At 55.4% G+C, this 23309-nt stretch carries 19 protein-coding genes; 4 read left to right on the top strand and 15 right to left on the bottom strand.

Features of this window, described 5'->3' with window-relative positions; genetic code table 11:
• Window positions 1-13: 13 nt before the first annotated feature.
• Both xdhB and xdhA read right to left on the bottom strand, forming a co-directional pair.
• The gene (xdhB, locus tag BW956_RS03125) at window positions 14-2413 is read right to left on the bottom strand and encodes a xanthine dehydrogenase molybdopterin binding subunit (RefSeq protein ID WP_076460740.1); all 2400 of its coding nucleotides are present in this window, start codon (window positions 2411-2413) and stop codon (window positions 14-16) included.
• Window positions 2406-3845 (bottom strand): xanthine dehydrogenase small subunit, encoded by a 1440-nt coding sequence (gene xdhA, locus BW956_RS03120; RefSeq protein WP_076460738.1) that lies wholly within the window; start codon window positions 3843-3845, stop codon window positions 2406-2408. Before xdhA ends, xdhB begins: the two co-directional genes overlap by 8 nt.
• Before the next feature lie 440 nt (window positions 3846-4285).
• On the opposite strand from xdhA, the gene BW956_RS03115 reads away from it, so the two are divergent.
• Window positions 4286-5650, top strand: a complete 1365-nt coding sequence (locus BW956_RS03115) for an amidohydrolase family protein (protein WP_076460736.1) — start codon at window positions 4286-4288, stop codon at window positions 5648-5650.
• Between the two features lie 72 nt (window positions 5651-5722).
• On the opposite strand, the gene BW956_RS03110 is transcribed toward BW956_RS03115, so the two are convergent.
• The 10 genes from BW956_RS03110 to BW956_RS03065 form a co-directional block, all read right to left on the bottom strand.
• On the bottom strand, window positions 5723-5998 hold the full coding sequence (locus BW956_RS03110) for a Txe/YoeB family addiction module toxin (RefSeq protein WP_076460734.1): 276 nt from the start codon (window positions 5996-5998) through the stop codon (window positions 5723-5725).
• Window positions 5985-6248: a type II toxin-antitoxin system Phd/YefM family antitoxin gene (locus BW956_RS03105; protein WP_076460732.1), complete on the bottom strand. Its 264-nt coding sequence runs from the start codon at window positions 6246-6248 to the stop codon at window positions 5985-5987. Before BW956_RS03105 ends, BW956_RS03110 begins: the two co-directional genes overlap by 14 nt.
• Window positions 6249-6481: 233 nt before the next feature.
• Window positions 6482-7495: an isopenicillin N synthase family dioxygenase gene (locus BW956_RS03100; RefSeq protein WP_076460730.1), complete on the bottom strand. Its 1014-nt coding sequence runs from the start codon at window positions 7493-7495 to the stop codon at window positions 6482-6484.
• Window positions 7496-7608: 113 nt separating this feature from the next.
• A complete protein-coding gene (locus tag BW956_RS03095; RefSeq protein WP_139327115.1) occupies window positions 7609-8385 on the bottom strand; it encodes an ABC transporter permease in 777 nt (258 codons plus the stop codon).
• An 8-nt stretch (window positions 8386-8393) separates the two neighbouring features.
• Entirely contained in the window at window positions 8394-9176 is a 783-nt protein-coding gene (locus tag BW956_RS03090) for an ABC transporter ATP-binding protein (protein ID WP_076460726.1), read from the bottom strand.
• Between the two features lie 3 nt (window positions 9177-9179).
• Window positions 9180-10181 carry an ABC transporter substrate-binding protein gene (locus BW956_RS03085; RefSeq protein WP_244894314.1) on the bottom strand — a complete coding sequence of 334 codons (1002 nt, stop codon included), beginning with the start codon at window positions 10179-10181 and terminating at the stop codon, window positions 9180-9182.
• A 405-nt stretch (window positions 10182-10586) separates the two neighbouring features.
• Window positions 10587-11180, bottom strand: coding sequence for a YitT family protein (locus BW956_RS03080; RefSeq protein WP_076460723.1), 594 nt, complete (start codon window positions 11178-11180; stop codon window positions 10587-10589).
• A 333-nt stretch (window positions 11181-11513) separates the two neighbouring features.
• Window positions 11514-11885, bottom strand: coding sequence for a hypothetical protein (locus BW956_RS03075; RefSeq protein ID WP_076460721.1), 372 nt, complete (start codon window positions 11883-11885; stop codon window positions 11514-11516).
• Window positions 11886-12247: 362 nt separating this feature from the next.
• Window positions 12248-13174, bottom strand: a complete 927-nt coding sequence (locus BW956_RS03070; RefSeq protein WP_076460720.1) for a LysR family transcriptional regulator — start codon at window positions 13172-13174, stop codon at window positions 12248-12250.
• A 101-nt stretch (window positions 13175-13275) separates the two neighbouring features.
• Complete coding sequence (locus BW956_RS03065; RefSeq protein WP_076460718.1) at window positions 13276-15768, bottom strand: cation:proton antiporter domain-containing protein; 2493 nt, start codon at window positions 15766-15768, stop codon at window positions 13276-13278.
• A 330-nt stretch (window positions 15769-16098) separates the two neighbouring features.
• Here BW956_RS03065 and BW956_RS03060 point away from each other — a divergent pair, with 330 nt between their 5' ends.
• Both BW956_RS03060 and BW956_RS03055 read left to right on the top strand, forming a co-directional pair.
• Window positions 16099-18387 (top strand): GGDEF and EAL domain-containing protein, encoded by a 2289-nt coding sequence (locus BW956_RS03060; protein ID WP_083702908.1) that lies wholly within the window; start codon window positions 16099-16101, stop codon window positions 18385-18387.
• A 459-nt stretch (window positions 18388-18846) separates the two neighbouring features.
• Entirely contained in the window at window positions 18847-19398 is a 552-nt protein-coding gene (locus tag BW956_RS03055; RefSeq protein ID WP_076460714.1) for a hypothetical protein, read from the top strand.
• 170 nt (window positions 19399-19568) lie between these two features.
• On the opposite strand, the gene BW956_RS03050 is transcribed toward BW956_RS03055, so the two are convergent.
• The 3 genes from BW956_RS03050 to ypfH all read right to left on the bottom strand — a co-directional run bounded on the left by BW956_RS03050 (window position 19569) and on the right by ypfH (window position 21112).
• Complete coding sequence (locus BW956_RS03050) at window positions 19569-19814, bottom strand: Rho-binding antiterminator (protein ID WP_076460712.1); 246 nt, start codon at window positions 19812-19814, stop codon at window positions 19569-19571.
• A gap of 82 nt (window positions 19815-19896) precedes the next feature.
• Window positions 19897-20409, bottom strand: coding sequence for a paraquat-inducible protein A (locus BW956_RS03045; RefSeq protein ID WP_083702907.1), 513 nt, complete (start codon window positions 20407-20409; stop codon window positions 19897-19899).
• A gap of 61 nt (window positions 20410-20470) precedes the next feature.
• Window positions 20471-21112 carry an esterase gene (gene ypfH / locus BW956_RS03040; protein ID WP_076460710.1) on the bottom strand — a complete coding sequence of 214 codons (642 nt, stop codon included), beginning with the start codon at window positions 21110-21112 and terminating at the stop codon, window positions 20471-20473.
• Window positions 21113-21369: 257 nt separating this feature from the next.
• On the opposite strand from ypfH, the gene BW956_RS03035 reads away from it, so the two are divergent.
• Window positions 21370-23295: an FAD-dependent monooxygenase gene (locus BW956_RS03035; protein ID WP_076460708.1), complete on the top strand. Its 1926-nt coding sequence runs from the start codon at window positions 21370-21372 to the stop codon at window positions 23293-23295.
• The last annotated feature ends 14 nt before the right edge of the window (window positions 23296-23309 follow it).

The raw sequence follows: 23309 nt of genomic DNA, 5'->3' as shown, positions 1-23309 counted from the left end.
GCTCCTCTTGTACTCAGACAGGCTCAGCAACAGCGTCAGGTTGAGGCTGCCCCTGTTTGAGTTGCTCCATGTCGCGGATCGCCCAGAGCACACGCTCGGGGGTGGCTGGGGCATCCAGTTTGGGGCTGGCCTTGTAGTCCGCCACACTGGCGATGGCATCCTTGATGGCACAGAACACCGAAATACCCAGCATGAAGGGCGGCTCACCCACAGCTTTGGAGTGGTACACCGTATCCTCGGGATTCTTGCGGTTCTCAACCAGACGAACGCGGAAGTCGATGGGGGTATCGGTAATGGCCGGTACCTTGTAGCTGGCTGGGCCGGTGGTCAGCAGGCGGCCTTCCTCGTTCCAGACCAGTTCTTCAGAGGTGAGCCAGCCGGCCCCCTGCACAAAGGCACCTTCGATCTGGCCAATATCGATCGCCGGATTCAGGGACTCGCCCACGTCATGCAGGATATCGGCGCGCAGGATCTTGTATTCTCCGGTCAGGGTATCCACCACCACTTCGCTGCAGGCCAGACCATAGGAAAAGTAGTAGAAAGGGCGTCCGCGTGCGGTTTCATAGTCGTAGTAGATTTTGGGTGTTTTATAGAAGCCCGTGCTGGACAGGGATACTTGGTTGAAATAGGCCTGCTGGATCAACTCGGGGAACGGCATGATCTGATCGCGCACAATCACATGATTATTGCGGAAGCTGACATCTTCTTCACTGACATTGTAGTGGCGTGCAGCAAAATCGATCAGGCGCTGTTTGATGGTGCGGGCTGCGTTCTGTGCGGCCTTGCCGTTCAAGTCCGTACCCGATGAAGCAGCCGTGGGCGAGCTGTTGGGCACCTTATCGGTGTTGGTCGCCGTGACATGGATGTGCTCTATGTCCACCTCGAATTCCTGCGCCACAATCTGTGCCACTTTGGTGTTCAGCCCCTGGCCCATCTCGGTACCACCATGGTTCAGGTGAATGCTGCCATCAGTATAGATGTGGACCAGCGCACCCGCCTGGTTGAGGAAGGTGTGGGTAAAGGAGATACCGAACTTTACGGGTGTCAGGGCCAGGCCTTTTTTGAGGATGGGGCTGTTGGCGTTGTAGTCGCGAATGGCTTCGCGACGGGCCTGGTAGTCACAGCTTTGTTCCAGGTCTGCGATCATCTCCACCAGCAGTTGATGGTCTTCAATGGTCTGGAAATAGTGGGTTGTGTCGCGGCCATCCGGGCCGTAAAGGTTATGCTTGCGCACATCCAGCGGGTCCTTGCCCAGACGGCGCGCAATCTCATCCATGATAATCTCTGGCATCAGCATGCCTTGTGGGCCGCCAAAGCCGCGATAGGCGGTGTGGGAGACCAGATTGGTCTTGCAGCGATAGCCGGTGATGGTGGCATCGCCCAGGTAATAGCTGTTGTCGCTGTGGAACAGGGCGCGGTCAATGATGGAGTTGGACAGGTCCGGTGAGTAGCCGCAGTTGCCTGCCAGTTTCATCTCGCAGCCGGTGATGCGCCCCTCGTCGTCAAAGCCAACGTCATACTGGTTAAAAAAGGGGTGGCGTTTGCCGGTCATCACCATATCTTCCATGCGCGGCAGGCGCATTTTAGTGGGGCGACGGGTCAGGTGGGCAATCACTGCAGCGATACAGGCAGGGCCTGCTGCCTGGGTTTCCTTGCCGCCAAAGCCACCGCCCATGCGGCGCATATCAACCTGAATTTTGTTGTAAGGAACGCCCAGTACCCTGGCGACCACCTTCTGCACGCCGGTCGGGTTCTGACTGGAGGTGTACACGATCATGCCGCCGTCTTCGGTGGGCATGACCGATGAAATATGGGTCTCCAGATAGAAGTGCTCCTGGCCGCCGATATGAACGCTGTCGCTGATACGGTTTTTCGCGGCTGCCAGGGCAGCCGCTGAATCTCCACGTTTCTGAGTGTGCGGCGCACTGACATAGTGTTCCTGCTCCAGTGCCTGTTCAACGGACAGAACAGGCTCCAGTTCCTCATACTCGATGACAGCGGCCATGGCCGCCTTGCGTGCCGTTTCCAGGTCAGCAGCGGCTACGGCGACAATAGGCTGGCCGTAAAACTCCACTATACCGTTGGCCAGCATGGGGTCGCCGGGCATGACCGGACCTATATCCAGGTCGCCCGGTACATCGGCTGCGGTGATGGCGATGGCGACGCCCGGGAAGGCATAACAGGGACTCACATCCACCTTGGTGAGGCGGGCATGCGCCCTTTCCGACAGGCGCGCATACACATGTAACTGGTTATGAAATTCGGTGCGGTCATCGATATAGACGGCCTCGCCACAGACCTGCTTAGCAGCGCTTTCATGTTTAACGCTGCGGCCGACACCGGTGACCAGGTCCTGTTTTACCCGCTCCAGCATTTCTGCATGGCTGGGTGTGTTGTTCTGAGCATTAGACATAAGCGGTCACCCGTGTTTCGACTTCTGGCGATTCAAGTTCAATAAAGTAGCGGGTCAGCAGGTTGGCGGCGGTCAGCTGGCGGTATTCGCTGGATGCGCGAACATCGGAAATAGGTGTGAAGTCCTGTGCCAGGGCGGCTTTGGCCTGTTCAATCGTTGCAAGGTTCCAAGGGGCTCCTGTCAGCACCTGTTCACAGGCGCTGGCACGTTTGGGTATGGCCGCCATGCCGCCATACGCCACGCGGGCAGAGGCGATCTTGCCGTCACGGATCTCCAGGTTGAAGCAGCCCAGCACGGCGGAGATATCGTCATCGATGCGTTTGGATAGCTTGTAGCAGCGGAAGGTCCCGTTATCAGCCGCTCTGGGCAATAGAACCTTCTCAATGAACTCGCCGGGCTGCTGGGCGGTGACCTTATAGTCGATGAAGTAATCCTCAAGGTTCAGTGTGCGTGTCTGCTCACCCTTGCGCAGCACTACCTGGGCGCCCAGCGCGATCAGGGCGGGCGGTGAGTCGCCAATCGGTGAGGCGTTGCCAATGTTTCCACCCAAGGTGCCCTGGTTGCGTACCTGCAGGGATGCAAAACGATGCAGCAGGGCGCCCAGGTCCGGGTACTCACCGGCCAGCACCTGATAGCAGTCGGTCAGTGGGGCGGCTGCGCCCAGCTCGATATATTCATCCTGCACTTGGATCTGCTTCAGCGCATCAATATGTCCGAGGTGAATCAGTGTCGGCAGCGGACGATGCAACTGCGTGACCTCAAGTGCCAGGTCGGTGCCGCCAGCAACAAGGCGAGCCTCCGGGTGCTGTTCCAGCAAGGTGCAGAGTTCCGCGATAGATGTCGGATTAAAGGCGGTGTTCGTGCCATCGCTTAGTTCCGTCTGTGCTTCTGGCTGGATTTCACGCAAGCGCATGACTGTCTGGCCTTGCTCCAGCTCGAAACTATCCGGTGCCGCATCTGCGTACATCTGCTCTGCTGCTTCAACGATAGGGCGATAGCCGGTGCAGCGGCACAGGTTGCCGGCCAGAGCTTCGTGGATCTCGTCCTTGCCCGGTGCGCCGACATTTTTGCCCAGTGCAAACATGGACATCACGATGCCTGGCGTACAAAAACCGCACTGGCTGCCGTGACAGTCCACCATGGCTTGCTGAGTGGCATGCAGGCGGCTGCCCTGTTTGAGATCTTCCACCGTGATCAGCTGCTTGCCGTTCAGGGCCGAGACAAACGTCAGGCAGGAGTTGATGCTGGTATAGCGCATGCGATCGCCATCAAGCTCACCCAGAACAACCGTACAGGCACCGCAATCGCCTGACCCGCAGCCCTCTTTGGTGCCTGTTTTACGGGCACGGGTGCGCAGGTAATTCAGCACTGTCATGTTGGGGTCCAGTTGCTCTTCAACCCGAAGTTCTTTGTTGAGTAGGAACCTGATCAAGGAGAGTCTCCTTTGCTTGGAAGTGTGGCGAGCGTCATGGCGTTCGCTGTATTAACCTTGATTAAAGTAAAACCTGACTTTAGAGTCAACTATAAATCTGACTTTTAAGTCAGGTTTTGGTTCAAGGCTATTCAGCCCCGGAATCCGTGAGCCTTATAGAGGCTTGAAGGCACTTTTTTGGTGCGCTTGGATCTTATTGGTGCGGTATGAAGCACCAGGCAGGTGCCTGATGACTTGTCCGTCAGGTATGGGTGTATGGCCGGGTTTTTGCATAATCCTGCACAGCTTTGCCCTATCGACCCGACTGCGTCGGGCGTGGGCAAACAGACTAACGGGCGGTTTTTTCTTCGGGGAGAACCGTCGAATACATAGACACGGTAAGTAGAAGCGGTCAGGGGTTGCCCGGGACATTGCTTAGCGGTTGGTTAAGGAGTTTTTGGATGCGGTATTTAATCCGAAACGCTGAGGCAATCCTGGCTCAGGGTATATCATCTTCCGCCACTGATCTGCGTATCGCAGACGGCATCATCACTGAAATCGGGCAGGGTTTGCTGCCGCAAGAGGGGGAGCAGCAGGTCGATGCCAGTCGATCGGTTATCTATCCTGGTTTCATCAACACCCACCACCACCTGGCGCAGTCGGCGCTCAAGGGCATCCCGGCGGGTATCAACCAAGGACTGGGTGAGTGGCTGGCTTCGGTGCCTTACCGGTTCTGGCCCCATATTGACCCTGAACTCATGCTGGCCGCTGCCAAAATGGGGCTGGCCGAACAGTTACGCTCGGGCGCAACGACCTGTGCCGATCACCATTACCTGTACCATTTGAACTCCTCCATGGAGATGGAAGACGTACTCTGGCAGGCGGCTGATGAATTGGGTATGCGCCTGGTGCTCTGCCGTGGCGGTGCCACGGTGCAGGGGTCACACAAGGGCCTGGCCAAGGCCGGTGTGAAACCGGAAACTCTGGAGCTGATGCTGCAGCGGCTGGAGCAGACCCGCTCTCGTTATCATCAGGCTGAAAGCAACGCCATGCGTCGTCTGGTGGTATCGCCGACCAGTCTGGTTCACTCGATTACCGCTGAGGACCTCAAGCAGGTGGCGGCCTATGCACGTTCGCATGACTTGAAGCTGCACTCACACCTGCTGGAAGTCGGTTTTGATGAGCAACAGGCGCAGGCGCTGCACGGTTGTACGGCGGTAGAATATGCCCAGCGCTGTGACTGGCTGGGCGAGGATGTCTGGTTTGCACATCTGGTGCAGGCCACCGAGCAGGATATCCAGCTGCTGAGCGAAACCGGTACCGGCATCGCGCATTGCCCGACTTCCAACTGTCGTCTCGGCAGCGGCATTGCACCGGTTGTGGCCATGGAAAAAGCCGGTATGCCGGTAACGCTGGGCGTAGACGGCTCTGCATCAGCCGAGTCCGGTTCGGTGTTGCAGGAAGCCAATCTGGCATGGTTGATCCATCGCACCCAGCAGGGCCCGGATGCCACCCGCCTGGAAACCGTGCTGGAGTGGGCCAGCGACAATGCGGCCAAAATGCTGGGGCTGGATGCGCTGGGGGCACTGGCCGTAGGCAAGGCGGCGGACCTGGTGATCTATGATCTGAATGACTACCGCTTTGCCGGCGTACATGATCGTCAGTGGGCACCGTTGATGTGCGGTGAACCCATGCGGATTAAAGCCAGCTTCGTGAATGGCCGTCAGGTTGTAGAGGGGGGAGAAGTATCAGGCCTTGATACTGAGGCGCTGCAGCAGGATGTTATCGAAGGCATTCAACGCCTGTATAAAAAGGTCGACGCCTGAACGAAAAAGAGCCCGCATTGCGGGCTCACCTGCAGCGGACAAACGTTAGCTCGTTTCAGTGATCGCCAGTGATTACTGGTAATGATAACGGCAGGCGGCAAGCACCAGAGTATCGTCTTCAACTGTGTATACCAGGCGGTGCTCCCGGTCGATCCGGCGAGACCAGAAACCTGCCAACTCTCCTTTCAACGGTTCGGGCTTGCCAATACCTTCGAAGGGCGTGCGTCGGGCGTTTTTGATCAGCTCATTAATGCGCTTTAGCGTTTGCTTGTCAGTCTTCTGCCAGAACAGATAGTCCTCCCAAGCATTATCATCAAATTTCAGTGATAGCGTGTTATTCGGGTTCATCCTCGATCAGGTCTCGTGTCTTGGCCTGACCTGCCTTGATGCGGGCAACCGACTCCATAAGGCGTGTCGCATTTGCGGGGCTGTTGAGCAGGTAGAGGGTTTCCATAATGCTGTCGTAGTCGGTCTTGGACAGCACCACAACAGACTCCCCTTTCTGTCGGGTTACAACAGCGGGTTCATGTGAATCACATACGCCATCCATGACCGCCTTAAAGCTGGCGCGGGCATCGCTGTATGAAATTACGTTCATGGTCACTTTCGGCTCTGGTTTAAGTGTATTGGGTCTTTCAGTGTCTAATCACTATCTCAATACGTCAATAATAAGTACAAATTTTTGTACAATCAACCTGTGTTTGCCTGAATAGCGTCGAGCTTTCAGTTGGGATATGGGCCCATTAAACATGGCTGCTGCGCGATGGCGGGGACAGCGGCACAAAAAGAGCCCGCAGTGCGGGCTCTTTCAAATACCTTTTGGGATGCAGTTTAAGTGCTGCTTTTTTCCGTGTAGTTGGCGTTCATACGCATGTTGAGATACTCGGCTGCTGTCATGGCCGGGTAGCGTTTGTTGGGGCCTTCGATCACCACATCGCGGTTGGCCTGGCAGAAAAAGGCCATGCTGTAGCGGTGGCCCATGTACTCGCCTGCACGGGGCATGCGTACGCGGTGCAGGGTAGATTTGAGCTGGTCGTCGCTCCAGCGCATCAGCATGTCACCGATGTTGCAGGTGATGATGCCATCCACGGCGGGCACGCTGTGCCAGGTCAAAGTATCCGAAGCATCCTTGCCGGCGCTGGCCTGAAGGCCGCCCTGTCCGGTTTTCTGGAATACCATGGTAAGGCAGTCAAAGTCGGTATGGGCACCGGCACGCCAGGGCTCGCCTTCCAGCTGTTTCGGGTCCTTGATTGCCAGATAATGCAGCAGGCGCAGAGTGGACTGGTACTGTTCACTGTCCTGATCATGTGCCTTGGCGAAGAAGTCACGTTCAAAGCCCAGGCGGTCGGCGAAGCAGCTTAATACTTTCATGCCCAGCTCCCAGCAGCGACGCTCGAACGCCAGCATCTCGCCCTTGAAGGCGGGCAGCTCCCGGTTCGGCCAGAGGTCGGTCATGTTGGGGCGAGTAATCTGGTACGACTCCTTCTGGTCAGCCGTGCCGGTGGAGGGGCGTACCTGGGCCTTGTACTCCCAGCCCGCATTGGTGCCTTCCTTCAGCGGATACTGAGCCTTTTGGTCTGTTTCCAGGCCGAAGAACTTATCGGCATTGCCGAAGGCGTGGTTGATTTCATCAACGCTGAGGCCATGGTTGCTGAGCTGAAAGAAGCCTACTTCGGTAGCAGCATGCCACAGCTGTTCTGTGATCGCTTCGCGGCGCTCGTCAAAGTTGCTCAGGTCGATCAGGGGGATAGCGCTGCCTTCAACTTCGCTCTCGCTGCTGCGTTGGCCGAGGCTGCGCTCCAGGTTCAGTTCATCCAGTGGGTAGTGAGTGGTTGATGTATTCATGGTTGAAGCTCCATTGTCTTGCCTTGATGCGGCGGTTGGTTGGAGCAATGCCTGGTATATCTGCCATGCCGCTTCTACTCCGTTAGGGTGTACAAAAATAGATCAGGTCAATCTCAGTCTCTTTCTTCTTTCGGAAGACTCCAGGCGAAGAACACCTTCTGAATCCAGGTGACGGTGCGGAACAGGATCAGGCTGGCTGCGGACAGGAACAGCAGGGCAGCAAAGGCCTGAGGAATTTCAAAGAAGGAGGTGGAGTACTGAATGAAGTAACCCAGCCCTTTTTCGGCGGCCACGAACTCGGCCACAACCGCGCCGATGATGGCCAGGGTGATGGCGACCTTCATGCCGCTGAACAGGTGCGGAATCGCATAAGGCAGGCGGATCTGCCAGATCTCGCGGCTCGGCGGCACACGCAGACTGCGTGAAAGCTCTACCAGCTCGGAGGGCGTCGACAGCATGCCGGTGGTGGCCGCGACGACCAGCGGGAAGAAGGTGATCAGGCAGGTGATAGCCAGACGTGGCGCCTCGCCGGTGCCCAGAATAACGATCAGCAGCGGGGCGATCGCAACCACAGGTGTTGACTGAATAATGATCAGCAGTGGGTAGAGGGTTTTGGTCAGGTATCGTGAGCGCACCATGGCAATGGCCAGGGGAATACTGATCAGCAGAGACAGCATGAAGCCAATCAGTGCGACACGCAGCGTTGCCCAGAGGTGACCCGCCCAGAGAGCGACATCCACGCGGGCGAAGGCTTCCAGGATGGTAGTGGGTCGTGGCAGTACATAGTCGGGAACACCCAACAGGCGGCAGCTAAGCTCCCACAAAGGGATCAAGGATGCCAGGGTCGCGATGGGCAACCAGCGCTGCAGAATCTGGTGTTTTGTACTCATAGAAACACTCATGCAATTTTCGCCTCCTCACGATGGTAGATGTGCTGGCGAATTTGATCGGTGTACTCGTTGAATTTGGGATGGCGGATGGTCTGAGACGAGCGTGGGCGTGGCAGCTCCACATTGATCTCTTCCACCAGCGTTCCCGGTCGGGGGCTCATGATCAGAACACGGTCCGACAGCAGTACGGCTTCAGAAATGGAGTGAGTAATGAACAGAACGGTCTTGGGACGTTCATTCCAGATCTGCAGTAACTCAAAGCCCATCTCTTCACGGGTCAGTGCATCCAGTGCGGAAAAGGGCTCATCCATGATCAGGATTTCAGGATCCATCAACAGGGCACGGGCAATCCCGACGCGCTGCTGCATGCCGCCAGACAGTTCCTCTGGCATGCACTCGGCAAAATCCTTCAGGCCGACGCTCTTTATCAACTCTTCGGCGCGCTCATATTCCTGGCGGGATACGCGGCCACGCTTGTGACGGCTGGGGAAGACTACATTCTCACGAATGTTGAGCCAGGGCAGCAGCGTGGGCTTCTGGAACACGATGCCGATCTCGTCACGTGGCTCGGTGATGCGGTGGCCGAAAATCTCGACACCCCCGGACGTTGGTATCAGCAAACCGGACAGCAAGCGCAGCAGGGTGGATTTGCCGCAGCCGGAGGGTCCCACGACTGCGACAAACTCATGCTTGGCGATGTCAAAATTGACATCGCTCAGCGCTTTGACCGATTTGTCCTTGTCAGCTCCGTACTCGTGACTGACGTTTTTAAAGGAAACAAACGGTCTCATGGTTTATTCACCTCCGATGAACTGGCGGGTGATGACGGTTTCAGGATCGAGTGCATTCACATCGATATCCTGGGACTTGGCGGTAAAGGCCCAGGTTTCAGCCAGACGTTTGCTGTTCAAGGAGCCCAGGCCATAGGCGGTAGTGGCATCGTTATAAACCAGGCCGTGGATGGATTCGATGGTGGTTTTGGCGACCTCAACATCCACTTCGGGCACGGCGCTGTTGATGATCTCGGCGCTTTCCTGAGGGTTGGCGTAGACGTATTCAATGGATTTCTTGAATGCCTTGATGAAACGTTCGGCCAGCTCCGGGTTTTCTTCCAGCCACTCATTATTGGCGATCATGGAGGAGGAGTAGATAGACATGCCGGCATCGTGCCAGGGCAGAACGGTCAGCTCTACGCCTGCTTTCTTGGCCTGGGACTGGTATTTCTGTGAGTCGGTCACCCAGGAGGTAACGGCGTCTGCGCTGTCGTTGATCAGCATGGGAGCCAGGGCACCCGGGTCCGCTTTCACCACGGTAACATCAGCGGCATCAACCTCGTTCAGCTCCAGCACAATCGGAAAGAAGGCGTTGGATGAGGTAAACGGGGAGGTAACAACCTTCTTGCCTTTCAGGTCAGCAATGGTTTTGATGCTGCCATCCTTTTTCACGAAGGTGGCATAGGGCGCATCACTGAAGATGCTCATCACGGCGGTGACCGGTACGTCCTGACGGGCCTTGGCCGCCAGCAGTGCAGTGATATCCGCCTGACCAATTTCAGCGTTGCCGGTGGCGACCTTGGTAATGGCATCGGTAGAGCCTCGGCCAGAGGCAATCTTCACTTCAATGTCCTGCTCGGCAAAGAACCCTTTGTTCACGCCGACATAGACGGGGGCCTTATCGCCGCCCGGCAGCCAGTCCATCTGATAGGTCACCTGGTCAGCGGCCAGTGCATAAGTTGAACTAAGGCCAAGAATAGTAGCGGCGACCAGTTTTTTGTAAGTCTTGTTGGGCTTCATCATTATTCTCCACGCATTCGTTATCCCACCAGGGGGTTCACGGCAATCGGGATTCAGAAACGCTTTGAGGAAACAGCAGGGAGGGGAAGTGGGCTGATCATTTCACTGTCAATCCGGTCCCCGCCCTCTAAAAGCGTTGAACTGAATCACACAGTGAGCAATGACCTGGCCTAAGCAATACTTAGGGCCTGACAGCTTCTACTCAACGTATGCTCGTCGATAAGTGATAAAGCAACCGGTGTGCCAACTTTGGAAAACCACCCTGTAGTAACAGGAAACGATCAATTGCAGCGATTAAAAGCTGACTCTTGGGTTAGTTTCTGTTCGCTGGTGGTGCGGGATGGGTGTTTTTGCACTCTTTTGAGGCATGGTTTTCAGGTCAGAGCGTCCGTGCTCTGACGAACAAAATTATGAAGAAGGCGCCTGAGCCCAGGAGGGTGGGCGGTGGTAGCGTCCAACAACGGAGGCCATGGACAGAAACGCGGCCAAAGAGAAGATGACCTGCAGGGGCTCGAACAGCCAAAATGCGGCCAGCACAATCAGGATGTCGGCGGCCAGAGTGGTTTTGCTGGCGTGAATGTCGAAGCGTCGTTCCAGGTAGATCGACAGAATGTTCAGGCCGCCCAGTGATGCCTGATGGCGGAACAGGATAATCAGGCCAAAACCGACAAGCATCCCTCCGACAATGGCAGCCAGCAAGGGTTCGCTGATGCTGAAGTCAAACCAGCGCCGCATCAGCTCTGACAGCAGGGTCAGCGTTGAGACTGCAGCGAAGGTACGCAGAGTAAAGTGCCAGCCCATACAGCGCAGCGACAGAATATAGAAGGGCAGGTTAAGCAGGAAAAACAGCTGCGCAAAGCTCAGTCCGGTCAGTTGCTGTAACAACAATCCCATACCGGCAGTACCGCTGATCAATAGACCAGAGGTATCGAGCAAATGAATGCCCAGAGCAACCAGAAGGCAGCCTTCCAGAATGGATAGCCAACGGTGTGTATACGTCATGATGACGACTCCCTCCGCTTGTGGCGGATCTAATTGAAGCCATGAAGTAATGCAGGATCTTGTGGATCCCGCTTATACGATCTGCAAACACGGGTAAGTGTCGAAATCGCACGGGAGTGTATTGCAAAATCTGTACCGCGAAAAGTGGGTAAGGAGGCCGTCAGTGGCTATCAAGGAAGCAAGTGCGAGCAGTAAAGCGAACGCTAGCTGTCGTTTTATGACTTTCTTTGTCTTTGGAAGGCTTTGGCAGGACAGGCGAAATAAGGGGAAGGGGGTGGTAAAGGCCTCGGGAGCGAGGCCTTTGACAGACGATGAGTTCAGGCTTTGCCGAACTTAGCTGTTTTCCCAGCCAGCCGGTGCAACGTGGCCAAACTCGGGGCTCAATTCTTTGAAGCCGTTGTCACTTTTGGCGTTTACATTGTCGGATGAATCACCTGACGTCCAGGTGTTCCAGGTATTCCAGGCAACATGGCCAAACTCGGAAGAGCGGGTTTCCGGGTGGGCAATCAGTGCCTCTTCCTGAGTAATATCATTATCGGATTCAACTACGGTAGAAACAGAGTTTTCCCACCAGTTCCAGGCAGAGTTGCCGTATTCAGGTGACTCGATGGATGAGCCAAATGCCTGGGCGCTGGACAAAGAAGCCGCAGCAATAGTGAAAGCCAGAACTTTACCTTTCAGACCGTTTGAGTTGCTTTTAAACATAATATATAGCCTCGTAACATTTCGGAATTAATAGCAATGGCAATAGTTTTTATTGTGAGGCCATTTAGTGAAGTAGAACTATTCTCTAAATAGTGGCGAGGATTCTATCAATGGTCTGGCTTGCAACTGTAGGTGGTAGCTGCTTGAAATAGCTTCAACCAAAAGTTTAAACAAAATCAGGGAACTTTTTCAGTTTGTGATCTGAAGGTCTGCGTAAATGCCGGATTTATGGCTGATTTTTGTACAGACCTGCATTGAAGCTCAGGATGAGCGCGCCTCTGGCACGAATCCGTATGTGAATACCCTGATGGTGCCATGAAATGAAATTCCATCAGGGTATATCTTATTCATAATTAATATATTTACAGCTCGTAAATGATTTCATCAAGCCCTATTTCATGATTATTGTTGGCGTGCTGCATCATGTGATCAATAAATACCCGTGTTTTGGCGGGTAAATAACTTCGCGATGAGTAGTAAATCATTACCTGTATAGGGTCTGTTTCATAGTCACGCATTACTCGGCGGAAAAAGCCTTTTTCAATGCAAGAGTTGGCATGCTCAATCCCCACCGTGGAGATGCCTATTCCCATCTGAACCGCTTTCATGGCCGCCGAGAGGTTGTTCACCACCAGGTTGCCTTTGGGTTCGAACTGAATGATTTGCCCATTTTCCCTGAAATTCCACGTTTTTTTGCGGCCGGTTGTGGACGATCGGTAGGCGATGCAATTGTGTTGGTGAAGGTCTGAAGGCTGTTGAGGTTCGCCATGCTTATCTATGTATTCACAGCTGGCGACCAGTACCGGCTGCAGTTTGTAAAACTCGCGGGCAATCAGCAGGCTTTCCTGGTTCGGCATAATACCGATGCCGACATCGACACCTTCCTTGACCAGGTCACGCACCCGGTCATCAAACCTCAAGTCCAGCTCGATATCCGGATACTTCTCCAGAAAGGCCGGAATTTGAGGCAGGATCACCATGCGTCCGAAGCTGTCGGGCAGGTTGACCTTCAGGCGACCATGCGGGGCCTTTTGTTTGTCTGTGCTCAGACGAATCTGGTCTTCCAGCTGTTCGATCAGGTGCCCCGTTCGCTTATACAGCTCGTGGCCATCCTCTGTCAGGGTCGGGGAATGGGTCGTGCGGTGGAACAGACGTGCCTCCAGCGATTTCTCCAGTTGAGCAACGGACTTGCTGACTGCGGCTGAAGAGACGCCAAGCTTACGCGCGGCCGCGGAAAAGTTGCCGTTTTTCACGACCGCAATGAAAGTGTGGAGCTGATTGGGAATCATGATGTCGGATGTCCGTTGCGCAATATGGGGTAACCTGCCCAGTGAGAAATTGAACCTCTGGCGCAACCACACGCCTGAGCATGGTCAAGTATACGGCGGCTTCAGTGCCGTTCCGAGTGGTCGTGCAGTTGTTTTTGCAACGCCTCACTGTCTGTAAGCTGTTGCTTCAACTCGGCATGCTCATCCATCAGCTGCTTCAGGCGTGAACGACTCAGCGCATATAGCCGGGTCGGGGTTTGTGCGACCACGGAAATATCCGGAAGACCCTCGCCCATCAGGGCGGATTCGCCAAAGGAGTCACCGGCAATCAGGGTACTGAGCCGCTGCTCCTCACCGTCGCTGTGATGCTGCAAGCGGATGCTGCCGCGGCTGACAATAAACAGGCGCTTGTTGAGATGTCCTTCGTGAATAAGTTGCTCATGTTTCTCCAGCGTGATCGTTTCACATTGCTGAGCAATCAAGCGCAACAGGCGCCCAGGCAGCTGGGCAAACAGAGGAACGCGGGCCAGCAACTGCACCGGGTCGTCATTGAAGGTTTGGATGGGCTGGCCACGTAGAGCTTTCAGGCGGCGGTTAATCTGAATTTCGAGCGCTTCTGCGACCCCTTTGGGCAGGGTGCCCAGGCGCTGTTGCTCGCGGGTGGTTTCCAGCTCTGCCAGCAGCACGGTACGCAGCCCCAGTCGCTCCTGTGTCAGCAGCGCAAATTCGGGGAAGTCATGGTTGAGTCGGTGCAGCTTTTCCATCGACAGCTTGTTCCAGTGCCGGTATTGGTCCAGCACCTGTTGAACAATGTCCGCGGGGGTGGATTCCAGTTCGGCCAGCCGTTCGATTGAGTGTATAACCTGATTACTGCCCTGAAAGTGTCCCCAGGCCAGCTCGTAATAATGCCCGATATGTTCAATCCGCAACCGTTCGACAAACCTGTGCAACAGCCAGCTGTCGCCCACCAGCCTGAACAGCCAGTGCTCTATGAATTCATAGTGGCGGTGGCTGTTCACCCGGTGCAGGGAATGGTCATAGCGCAGGCTGTCCGTTTGTTGGTCCAGAATGCTTAGCAGGCGACGCGTGGTGCTCTCGCTAAGGTGGCCGTTGTCGAACATGTCGTTGTAAAAGGCTTTTTCTTCAGCCAGTGCACGCAGGAAAAACAGGTTGAATTCCTGTTCCCTGGAGAGCTGCTGGTGTCTCAGTTCGCTTATTTTCGCCTGTGTTTGACGAATGGCTTGATGACTGCGCAGGCTGATACGGTGCGCGACACGGCTGGAGAAGAGGCCACCTTTCTGCAGTGTTGGCAGGCGTTGGAGTGCACGCTGATGGGCAACCAGATCCCGCTCCAGTAATGCCAGCTGGTCCGCCAGGGGCGGTTGATCGAGTTTCAGCGCACGCATGGCCGGCTTGATTGTGAGGCCCTGTACCAGCAGGGTGAAGAGTACGGCCCCGGTGACCAGCGCGATAAACAGATCCTTGAACGGGTAGTCAGGCAAACTGAGAACGATAGCCAGCGCGATGGCGCCGCGCAGGCCGCCCCAGAACATGATAAAGCGATAGCCGCGCCCCACCGGCTCAACGCCGGGCAGGCGATCAAACAGGGGCAGTAGCCCGAAAATCACCAGGGCGCGTGATACCAGCATGGCCAGTATCACCCACAGCAGCAGATCCCAGGCTGAAGCCAGTTCCGGCAAATTAACCTGCATGCCCAGCAGCAGAAACAGCATTGCATTGGCGGCAAAGGCAAGCACTTCCCAGAACTGTTCCAGATAATCCCTTGCCGGGCTGGCAATGCGCAATCGCCCCCAGGTACCCAGGGTCAGGCCCGCGCCAAGAGTGGCCATAATGCCGCTGACATGGAGAACCTCCTCGGCGATCAGGAACGCCAGATAGGCCAGTACGATGGTCAGGCCGATCTCCACAATGGGGTCAGAGTCCAGCCAGCCGATCAGTTCACCGCTGAGGTACCCCACAACCACGCCGAAGAGTAATCCACCGGCAAAGAGAACAAAGAAGTCGATGATGCTGGTGCCGAGGGTCTGGCTGGAAAAAACACCGGTGGCCAGCACGGCCAGCAGGATCTTGGAAAGCACCAGCGCCGTCGCATCATTAAACAGGCTTTCCCCTTCAATCAGGGTCGAGAGCCGGCCCGGAGCGCCAATCTGGCGGAACAGGGCAATGACGGCAACAGGGTCGGTGGCGCTGAGAATGGCACCGATCAGCAGGGCGGCGACCAGCTCGATATCCAGCGCCTGCCAGACGATGACACCGATGAGGCCAGTGGATAGCAGCAGCCCGGGAATGGCCAGTGCCAATACCTGCACCGAATTACGGCGCAACTGACGTGCATCCAAGTTGTAGCTTGACTCGAATATCAGTGCCGGCAGGAAAACGAACAGGATGAGGTCAGGTGAAATGTGCAGCGCGTCTTCCACTTTCTCCAGTACCGGAAAGGGGCCGCTTGCCAGACTGATACCGATGCCGGTCAGTACCAGCAGAACAGTAAAGGGCAAACCGGTGTAGCGCGACAGCTGGTAGACGCTTAATGCGACCAGAAGCAAGGTGAATATGATACCCACCAGTTCCGCAACAGGGTGAATAGCGTCCAATGCCGGTCGTCCTCTGAATTGGCCTGCTGCCAGCGCAGGCGAGGCAAAAGGAATCGGTCTGGTGCAAGGGCACGGCCGATGCTGCAGTGCGAATGTATCATTCCCGCTCTTTTGCGGCCAATTGGAAAGCAGTCAATTACAGCTGTGCTAAAGGATGAGGCTCAAAAGTTGCAGCTACGGTGGAATGTATGAGATGAATTGCATAAAGTTGGCCAACGGGTGTTTCAGCTGACAAGGATCAACAGCAGAATCTGCATGTTAGGCATAATTAAACACCTGTATTACTGATTCCCCCAGGGCGACCGCCCTTCAGGCAGGAGGCCTGTTCGTATGAAACATACGAGATATTTGGATACCAGTTCCAAAAGAACTGTCTTAACCAGTATCGTGTTGCTGGCATTGTTCTCCTGGCTGGCATTCTGGACCTACACCCAGGTTTCTGTGCGCAGTACACAATCAGCACTATCAAGTCAGCTGGATGAGCAACGTCTATATCGTTTTGATACCGCACTTGAGCGTATTAATGAACGTGTCACGCAGTTGGAGCAGCAGGCTAACAGCCTCTTCAGCACTTCCCGACCTTCTTCACGCAGTGCAGAGACAGGATTGACGCAACTTTTACGGGGCAGCCAGGATGTGGTTGGCGCAGCCTATTTTTCCGGCTGGCCAGTCCAGCAGGCGCGGTTGGCGTTGTTCAAGGACGACAATCAAACCCGGCCCATGTCATCGGCTTACACACCGGTTTGGCTGCAGCATCTGCCCGAGTCATTTCCGGAGCAGGCCAGTTCCGGCAGTGTCTGGTGGAGTCCTGTTCACCGTCATCCGCAGACACAGACCCGCGTAATAACACTGGTACAGCCACTGGTTTCAGAGAATGGCCAGTTGAGTGGTCTGGTAACCCTGGACTGGGAAGCCAGTGCGGCGCTGGCGCTGGCTCAGGGAGTGGAGTCGACACCCGGGACGCTGTACTGGCTGACAGACAGTCTGGGACAGCGTTTTTCTCCGGCATATCCTGAAAGTGACAAGGCAGAGCAGCTCATGGGCAAGGCAGCAGCGCTGACACCCATGACAGTCTTCCTGACCGGTTTTGAGCACCTGACACTTGAAGATGCTGAGCCTGCGTCCGAGCTTTTCTATGCGCCGACGGAGAACGGTTTGCGATTTTCGGTTGCCGTGCCTCTGGCGGATGCAGACGCTCCGCTGGATGCATTGGCTTCCCAACACCTGAGTTATCTGTTGTACCTGGGGGCTGTTATTGGTCTGTTAACCATCCTGGGTCTTTGGCGGCTGGTGCCGGCACTGCATAACCTGCGCGCTTCCTACACCGACAAATTGACCGGTTTGCCCAACCGTGTGCAATTGATGCGCGATCTGGAAAAAAACAGCTCCGTCACCCTGGTGCTGTTGAACCTGGACCGCTTTCGTGAGGTGAACAGCCTGTTCGGGGATGATTGCGGAGACCTGATATTGAAAGAAGTCTCTCTGCGCCTGGAGTCTTTCCTGTCCGGCACCGATCATAGCCGTGCACGTCTGTATCGAGTGGGCGGGGATGAGTTTGCCGTATCACTGCCCCGACGTCGCCCGGTCATTGTCGAGCAGCAGCTGGAAGAGATGCTGGCCTGTGTCCGGCGCAGTCCAGTGGTTTGGCAAAATCACGAAATTGGCTTGAGCGCGACCATCGGCGCGGTAGTCCCCTGGCTGGAGACACCACAGGAACACAGTCTCTATATCCATGCGCGCGAAGCCCTGCGTGAAGCCCGAATTCGTGGCCTGCACTGCCGTGTATACGATGGCTCTGAGTCCCTTGAGCAGGAGTTTGAACACAACCAGAAGTGGGCCGGCAAACTGCGGGATGCGCTGGATACGGAAGGTCTGGTGGCCTGGTATCAGCCCATTCTGAATAACACCACCGGCCGCATCGACAAGTACGAGTGCCTTGTTCGTATGGTTGATCATAAAGATGGCGAAGTGATCGGGCCGGGCAACTTTCTGGGTGTGGCCGGCAAACTGCGCCTGGAAGGACATATTACCCGTGTCATGGTGGAGAAGTGCTTTACCCGTTTTGCTGACACCGGCACCCAGTTTTCCATCAACCTGTCCTACTCGGATCTGCTTCAGGAAGAACTGAAAGCTTTCATTCTGCAGCGTCTGGATGAGACCGGCGTAGGGCGGCAGGTGATTTTCGAGTTGCTGGAAACCGCCAATATTGAAAATTATGAACAGGTGCGCGCCTTTGTTCAGGAAGTGAAAAAGCGTGGCTGCCGTATTGCCATTGATGACTTCGGCACCGGTTACTCCAACTTTGAGCATCTGCTGCAGCTGCAGGTGGATTTCATCAAGATTGATGGCAGCCTGATCCGAAACCTGGACAAGGATCCCAACTCACGCCGCGTCGCCCGTGGTATTGTTGGGTTGGCTCGCAGCATGAAAATCGAAACCGTGGCCGAATATGTGCATTCACCCGCTGTGCAGATGGAGGTGCTGCGTTTGGGTATCAGCTTCTCCCAGGGTGAACTGATCGGTATGCCCTCGCCGGAGCTACGTGTAGAGATTCCCAGCGAGCTGACCCGGTTGTCATATTCTGGCCGCAACATGGCCCGGAGTATGCTCAAGGTCTGACAGGCTGTTGAAAAATGTTATCGAGGCAGTCGAGGCTAGGCAAAAACAGGCGAAAAAGCGCAGTTTAGTGGACTAAATGAGCATTTTGAGACTGTTTTTAACGCAGCATTCGGCAACGTAGATAGATTTTCGACAGCCTGCTAAAAGTGATACCTTCACAGGATGTACCAACGCCCCTTGCTCGTTGAGCAGGGGAGTTTTCGTCTTGAAAATTCCCCCTGATTGCACTGGAAAAACCAGAACATTTAGTCCAGTATCCATGCGCTTGAAACGGCCACGTGATAACACTACGCGCGGCCCTGCAACACTATGCATGCTCATTTTCAATGGAAGAGAATAGCTGTGATGTCATGCTTTTCCCTTCTTGTTACATAAGCCGGGCCTTACTTATTCAGGGCTAGAGCTGTCGCCATACACTGATAAAAATCCCCACCTTTGGACGATCAAGGAAGATACACAATGAAAAAACGCTTACTGGTTTTATCTCTCTCTGTGGTTGCGTGTTCTGCACACAGCAACCAGGTGACCAATTACGAGCAAGCCGGTAATCTTGCCGCCACCAACCCGCTTACTTGCGTAAGCGCTACGTCGGTTGGACCCAAAAGCTCGGCAGCGGATATTGCGGCAGGCGCCAGAGAATGTGCTGATCAGTCCAACTATAATCAGGCTGCTGAACTCATTATGGTGGCCAGTGCCTATGCACACTTTGATACCCAGCGAGTAGTGGATAACACATCGCATGGTGCGTTGACTGCGCTCTTTGGAAAAGAGTTTGGATCTTTACCGGAGACGGAAAAGCATGCTGTGTTTTCCAGTATTGAAGCCCTGGATAAGAACCCGACCCGCAAAGGCGAACTCTGCTCCTTTCTCGTATCGGCTCAGCCGCCGTCCTACTTTCCCGACTATATGATCGCGCACGGCATGGGCGTAACCGGTGAACCGCTGATGCAGAATTTTGATGCTGATGACGCCTGGGCACGCTCAATGTCGTTTATTAAGTGCGATAGTTAAAGTCAGAGATACAGGGGCTTTTGCTTAAAGCGGAGAAACCGGCGGTCACTCAATTGAGTGGCCGTTTTTTATATGGACGATACTTTGTCAGAAGTGCGTATGCAGCGGTTAACTTCAAGTGCAGGCTCAAGAAGGTCTATGCAACTTCCAAGCAAATGTCTTAACGGTGGCTATCCAAACGAAACCACCTGAAAATGCGGGTTGTCTACACTGGCCTCCATACGGGTAATTTCATCCAGCACTACAAAGATTTCCTCGCCGGCCAGGGCGAGCTTGATGCATTCCTGCCGCGCCTCGTTTCGCTGTGTATCCAGTGCCTTGCCTTCGATAATATCACCTGACTTCAGCGTCAACCTGACCGGATACCTGAAGGTGCAGGCGATTTCGATATAGTCATGTTGGTCACAGCTCATCATGGTGATTGCCTCCGGGGATATTATCGGTGCTCTAATGATTGGCCTGGTATTCAGAATAGCCCAACGTTGCGGTCTGACCCGGTCAGGATGATCGGGTCAGACGGACCACCAGGCTGGTGATCAACATGATCATCAGCACTGACGCGCCGAAAGCATAAAGCCCGGAGTGGACTTCGATACTGGCGATGGCGCCGAGTTTGACGGTGACGATCAGGACGGCCACCACCAGAACATCCAGCATGGCCCAGCGACCATAGCTGTGCATCAGGTGCAGGTAGCGCTGTATTCCGGGGCTGTCGGTCAGGCCGGGGGAGCAGAGTTTGAACAGCACGCCGATTTTCAGGATCGGCAGCAGGATACTGAAGCCTGCTACGACTGCGCCCAGCACCAGTTGGCCATTGCGAAACAGCTCCAGTACACCTGTGAGGACCGACATCGAATTCTGAATAATCCAGAACTTGCTGAGTGTGATCATGGGCAAGCTGATGCCCACGACAAACAGCACAGACGCAAGCACCAGCAGCCAGCGCAACTGCCGGGCTTTGGGTGCTGGAATCACGGCATGCGGCGTCCCCTCTATTGAGGGCGCTGTCACCTGACTCCCTCCCGGGCTGATGGCCGCTTTTTCAGGTTTATTGGCTCCAATGCCCTTAGCCTCAGACAAGCCCCAGGCTCTCAGCCGCACGGTTGGCTGAGCATTGCAGCAGATACTGGGTGATCTGATGCGCGACACCCGGTTCGGTATCCAGCGTGACCTTGGCGCCCAGGCTGGTCAGTCGTTCGTAAGCAGCGCGTGCGTGGTCGACCAGAATCACATCGTCGTCTTCACCATGCAGCAGGTGGATGCTGGTTTTGGTCGGCGCCTGTTCCGGCAGTTCGGCGTAACGACCTGAGAAGCCCAATACCAGTCCGGCCAGGCCGTCCTGAGCCTTGATCGCTTCCAGCGACATGATAGTGCCCTGTGAGAAACCGACCAGTATGGTGTGCTCGGGCGATACGCCTTCGCGTACCTGCAGGGCTTCAACCATCTCGATAAAACGGGGCAGAGCTTCAGCAACGCGTTGGGGGCGGCTTTCTTCGGTGATGTTCTGCAACGAGAACCACTGGCGTCCGCCGAAGGGGCCGTCGAATGGGTCAAAACCGTCAACGACCAAACAGCAGGCACCCGGAATGGCCTGGTTGAAGGCTTCGCCCAGCGGGGCCAGGTCTTCCTTATTGCTGCCAACTCCGTGGGCAAAGATAAACAGGTATTCGGTGGTGCCCTGTGCCGGGAATTCGATCATGGCCGGTAGTGTCATATTAACTCCTTGTGGATAAAGCCCCGAGTATGTGAAGAGATGTTGTTGGGGCCTGAGTATTGGAAAATGATACGCGTGCGGGCGGCAAAGGCACAGTGCCCTTGGCTGATGCTTTCAATCAGGGTTTTGGATCTTTGTCCCCATTTTCGGGTGACAGCTGTTTCTCTGCATTCACTTAGTCTTGGCGCATCAACACAGATCAGAGGCGTACTGTCCAAATGAGAGTAGGCCGCCAATAACGATAAGAGGATAGGGCGATGCAGTATCACCTGAATGGTTTCAAACCCGGTAACTACGAAATTCCTGACGCGGCCCGTGAACCTTATGCCGCTCCCCCCATGCAGGGCCTGCCCAAAGAGGTGGATGTGCTGATTGTGGGCTGTGGCCCGGCAGGGCTGGCGATGGCGCGTCAGCTGTCAGAGTTTGCCGATATCAAAACCTGCATCGTCGAACAGAAACCGGGCCCCATGCTGTTTGGTCAGGCCGACGGGATTTCCTGCCGTACCATGGAGATCATGGAAGCGTTCAACAGCAGCGAGATGCTGGCGAAAGAATGCTATCAGCTGCGCCAGAATGCCTTCTGGGAGCCGGATACCGAGAACCCGGCCAACATCAAGCGTACCCACAAGGTAACGGATGCACGCCTGGGCCTGTCCGAGTTTGTACACGGCGTGGTGAACCAGGCCCGTCTGCATGAAATTCTGCTGGATGGCATGGAAAAGTCCGTAACCCATTTGGTGCCTCATTACGGTCGCCGCCTGCTGGAACTGGATGTTGATGAAAGTCTGTCCCAGGACCTGAACGCACATCCGATCACTGCGACTTTTGAACGCAATGATGAACAGTCCGCCAGGGTGGAAACCATCAAGGCCCGTTATGTAGTGGGCTGTGACGGTGCACGCAGTGCCGTACGTCGGAATCTCAATATTGCGCTGGAAGGGGACTCTGCCAACAAGGCATGGGGCGTGATGGATGTACTGCTGGTCACCGATTACCCCGATGTACGTGTGAAGAGCTTTATTCAGTCCAGGGAAAACGGCGCGGTGATGTTGATTCCGCGTGAAGGCGGTTATCTGTGCCGTCTCTACGTAGAACTGGATCTGCTCGACAAGGATCAGCGTGCCTCCACTCTGGACCTGACCGCAGACGATATCATCGCCAAGGCGCAGACGATCATGCATCCCTACAAGGTCGATGTGAAAGAAGTAGCCTGGTGGTCGATTTATGAAGTGGGCCAGCGTGTAGCCGAGCGCTTTGATGATACCCCGGTGGGTAATCCGGATGGTCGGGTTCCGCGTGCTTTTGTCGCCGGTGATGCCTGCCATACCCACAGTCCCAAGGGTGGCTGGGGCCTGAACACTTCATTGCCGGATACGTTCAACCTGGGCTGGAAACTGGCCGCGGTGCTACAGGGCAAAAGCGACCCTAAACTGCTTCAGACCTATGCTACTGAACGTCGCAAAGTGGCGCGGATGCTGATTGATGCTGACCGCCAGATGTCGGCGCTGGTGGCGACCAAGCCCACCGCCAACAAGGATGATAGCAAGCCGAAAACCACCACTGCGGATATCGAGAAATTCATCGCCCGCCAGAACGGTTTCATCGCCGGTACCTCCATTGGCTACGATGCGTCTTACATCGCGACCGGTCAGGACAATCAGGGCCTGGCGACGGGTTACCCCATTGGTCAGCGTTTCCACTCGGCCGAAGCCGTACGCTTGGCCGATGGTTGTCCGGTGCATCTGGGCCACCTGGTTAAAGCCGATGGCCGCTGGCGCATCTTCGTGTTCGGCAACAAGCAGAGCCCGCTGGATGGCAACTCCGATGTGCGCAAGCTGGTCGAGTTTCTGGAGCAGGCCGATCACTCGCCGGTGAAGAAGTACACGCCTGCAGGTGACGATATCGACTCGGTGATTGATGTGTACACGGTGTTCCAGCAGCGGGGGCTGGCGATCGAAGAGATGCCGGATTACCTCTGGCCGGTCAAGGGCAAACTGGGCCTGCGCGATTATGAGAAGGTGTTCGAAGCTGATGAGGCTAAGGATATTTTTGAACTGCGTGGTATCGATCGTGACCAGGGCTGTATGGTGGTGGTGCGCCCGGACCAGCACATCGCCAACATCCTGCCGCTGACGGCGCATGAGGAGCTGAGTGCCTTTTTTGATGAGTTCATGCTGGGGTAATTAAGCTTATGCCG

The organism is Marinobacterium stanieri (assembly GCF_900155945.1).
GTDB classification, from domain to species: Bacteria; Pseudomonadota; Gammaproteobacteria; order Pseudomonadales; family Balneatricaceae; genus Marinobacterium; species Marinobacterium stanieri.
This window is presented reverse-complemented; position numbering and strand designations above follow the sequence as displayed.